Below are 3,604 nucleotides of genomic sequence, written 5' to 3' on the forward strand. Positions count from 1 at the left end.
CATGAACATCCTCTTAATTATGTATTTATCCAATAAATTATCATAATTATTAACAATTGCCACAAAGACGATGATTTAATATCATCTAACTTGGAATCGCTGAGTCTGGAGTGGAATACAAAAAGGGAGCCGGCACGCATGGCACCAAGCTCCCTTTAAGAAATTGTTTAGAATTTTTATTTTAAGCTATGGACTGTCTTCTTCTAATAACAATAAATCCAACTATTCCAAGAACCAAGGTCATGGCCATTAATCCCCACTGGGAAAGGGTAGGTACGTTTCTTGGAGTTGGTACAAATATGAGCCCGTTTGAGCAATTGGGTAATTGGCCTACCACAGTTAGCTCTCCTGTAGTCGTATTGATGATGTCCAGTGTTGACTCTGGAAAACTAAAAGGATCAACTGGCTCACGGTTTGTCATGTATAGCTGTTGGCTTGCAGGGTGAAATGCTAATGCGTTAGGTAGCGCCTCATCTTGACTTAAGACCACAGAATTAGTAATCATAGCGTTTGTTTGGTCAACTGTATTGATCCTAGCTGGCCCGGGTCCGTTTGCTGCCCAAAATAGTGTTCCGTCATCTCTTATAGCAAGGCCGTTTCCAGCGCCTGGTGAATCAATATCTCCAATTATAGTAAGCTGCCCATTATTTTGGTTAATTGCACCCAAAAAGTTAGGGCCCCCGGGAAAATTGCAGTTTCTAACAACTCCATAAAGAGTATTAGTTGTAGGGTCATATGTAATACCTGGAACCCTTCCACACTCACCGGGGTTGTTCTCATTTCCTATCACGCCAATTAGAGTTCCCTGTCCAGTTATAGGATTAATCTCGATAAGTACAGCGGTCCTGCTACCATCATCCATGTTTGCTGTACCTACCAGGCGGCCGTCTCCAAGGATTGCAAGACTTGTTAAACCGTTAAATCCAACAGGTCCTATTAACGAAGAGGTCGCATCTTGTGGGTTTACTAAATAAAGCGAACTATTTTCACCCGCTGGATTTGAGTCACATTCTTCAGTAGCACCAACATACAAAACTGCATCCTGCGCTATTGTGTTAATTGAATATCCAGCTGTTAAAACTATTATAGTTAGAGCAAAAAGTATAATTCTCATCAGACATCCTCCAAAAAATTTTTATAGCTTATGCGCTAACTTGTCTTCTTCTAAGAACAATAAAACCAGCGGTTCCAATAACTACAGCCAATGCAATCAATCCCCACTCTGATATCGTAGGCACTTGAGCAACATCGCATCTGGCTAAGAAAACCTGTTCCTCGTCCATAGCTTCGTTTGATTCAAAATTCGGTTGACCAGAAAATGCTATCTCTGTGCAGTCTGCACTAGGTGTTGGTGTGATAATCCTTCCATCTGAAAGATTAATACCAACCTGAGTGAATGTCTCTGAAGCTAAATCGTAAATAAATACCTGCCAGTTATTTAAAGGGTTTTGACCCGTCAAATCTTGAGTTGAACTGAAAACAATACAAGTGCCATCAGCGTTTATAGCAGGATCATTATTACTTGCCGGTTGATTTGTTAGTTTGGTAAATACATCCTGATCTAAATTATAAAAGTATACTTGGTCATTGCCCATTGGACCCGTGCCGCCGGCAGGATCACCTCTTGCTAAAAATGTTATGAGATTTGCCGTGCTGTCTACGCCAAATTTCTCAGCCCTGCTATCTACGCCCGATTGTCCAAAAGTCAACTGTTTAAGTGAATCGTCAGGTTCTATTAAATAAATTTCTGAATTACCATCAGGATTTGTACCAAGGATATTTCCAAAGGCGCTAAAAATCACTAAACTGCCGTCAAAGTTGGTAGGTGTTGTTTGTATAAAGTTTACAGTTATGTCAGTTCGTTGAGTAGTAACTCCAGTATTTATGTTGTACTGAAATACCTGCTCGTTGCCTCCAGGGTTACCGCCCCCTATATCAGCATCAGAACTGAAGGTGATGATATTACCTAGGGTGTCGATGAAGGGATCTTCATTCTTTTCTGGTTCACCAGCCACTAACGTATTTATTCCCGTCGTTCTGTTAAATAAAAATACTTGCGCTTCACCAGATGAGCTATAGTCATATGTAATTAGTTCTCCGTTTGGCGATAAGCTGGGAGTTCTATTAGTCCCTGTAGTTGTAGAGCTAATCTGGTTAAATGTTCCTTCCAATATATCGTAGTAAAACATTTCATCATTGTTCTCAGGATTTTCTCCTGTTATGTCAGACCTTGATTGAAAAGCAATGATAGTTCCATCGGCGCTTATAGCGTTGTTATCTGACTCCTGTTCTTGATCAAATGTCAGCTGCTCTATATCACACACAAGACGTGCATGCGAGCTATGATTCAATCCTATAAGTACTAAGAAAAGTACTACAGATATAGAGATGCTTGCGGCTTTCGTTTTCATTGATCCCCTCCTTAAGGAAAAACAATTAGAACTATAATACTATTTTTTTTAGTAATGTATAGACATTTATCTATAAATTCTGCTACTTTTTAGTTTTATGCCAATGCTCCTCAATTTCCTCAAGACTAAGCCCCTTTGTCTCGGGCATATAGATATAGACGTAGACAAATGAGACCACGCAGAGCACGGCATAGAGCCAGAAAGTGTCAGGTCTTCCCAAAGCTTCGATCAAACTAAGAAATGTAAGGGTGACAATCAGATAGGTGGCCCAGATAACTGCAGTTACAACACTCATGGCTATTGCCCTTACGCTAAGCGGATAAATTTCTGAGATTACTAGCTGAACCACTGTTCCGGGTCCAATGGTCCATGCGGCCACAAAAAATATTAGACTGGCAACTGTCAGATATCCAAGTAACCCTCCGCCAGATTTTTGCATGAAAAAGGTTAGGCCCATTACTATTAGGGCTATACACATTCCAGCCAGACCAATAAGCATGGTGGGCCGCCGTCCAAGTTTGTCCATAACATTCATTGCAACTATGGACATAATAACAAAAACAATTCCTACTCCTACAGTTTGAAGAATTGCGGTTGAGGCCGAATGAAAACCCGCAAGCTCAAAAATTGTCGGGGCATAAAACGTGGCGAGCGAAAGCCCGGTGAGCTGTCTTATCATAGCAAGACCCAAGCCCAGCGCTAGAGCAGGTCTTATAATAGGTGCAAACAACTCACGCCAGTCGGGTTTGGTTTGTTCAAGGGCATCCTTAATACTAGAACACTCTTCATCAACCTCAGCCGTTCCCCTTATGCGCATCAGGATGTCTTTTGCCTTATCATCAAAGCCGTGCTTGATAAGCCATCTTGGACTTTCGGGAAGAAAATACATACCTACAAAAAGTAACAGTGCCGGCACAAGCCCCACGGCAAACATAATTCGCCACTGGCTATATGCTGCAAAGGCATAATCCACAAGATAGGAAATTAGAACTCCGCTTAAAATTGCAATTACAAAAATTGAAACGAGCCTTCCGCGGTTATTTGCGGCTGACATCTCTGAGATGTAAAGTGGGACCGCAAAAGAAAGTATGCCAAACGCGGCTCCTACAACTATTCGTGCAATAATCAGCATCAATATGCCGTTTGCCAGCACTGTGCCAAGAACACCAACAAATGAAATCACGGCGCTTATA

Annotated in this window: 3 protein-coding genes; all 3 read right to left on the minus strand. The window is 41.5% G+C overall.

Going from position 1 to position 3,604, the window contains the following annotated elements; translation table 11 throughout:
• Positions 1-181 precede the first annotated feature (181 nt).
• A complete protein-coding gene (locus AAF462_10940; GenBank protein MEM7009637.1) occupies positions 182-1,114 on the minus strand; it encodes an IPTL-CTERM sorting domain-containing protein in 933 nt (310 codons plus the stop codon).
• A 28-nt stretch (positions 1,115-1,142) separates the two neighbouring features.
• Positions 1,143-2,411, minus strand: coding sequence for an IPTL-CTERM sorting domain-containing protein (locus tag AAF462_10945; GenBank protein ID MEM7009638.1), 1,269 nt, complete (start codon positions 2,409-2,411; stop codon positions 1,143-1,145).
• A gap of 82 nt (positions 2,412-2,493) precedes the next feature.
• On the minus strand, positions 2,494-3,604 hold a 1,111-nt coding region (locus tag AAF462_10950; protein MEM7009639.1), incomplete at its 5' end, for a sugar porter family MFS transporter.

Source organism: Thermodesulfobacteriota bacterium (assembly GCA_039028315.1).
Lineage (GTDB): Bacteria > Desulfobacterota_D > UBA1144 > Nemesobacterales > UBA2774 > CR02bin9.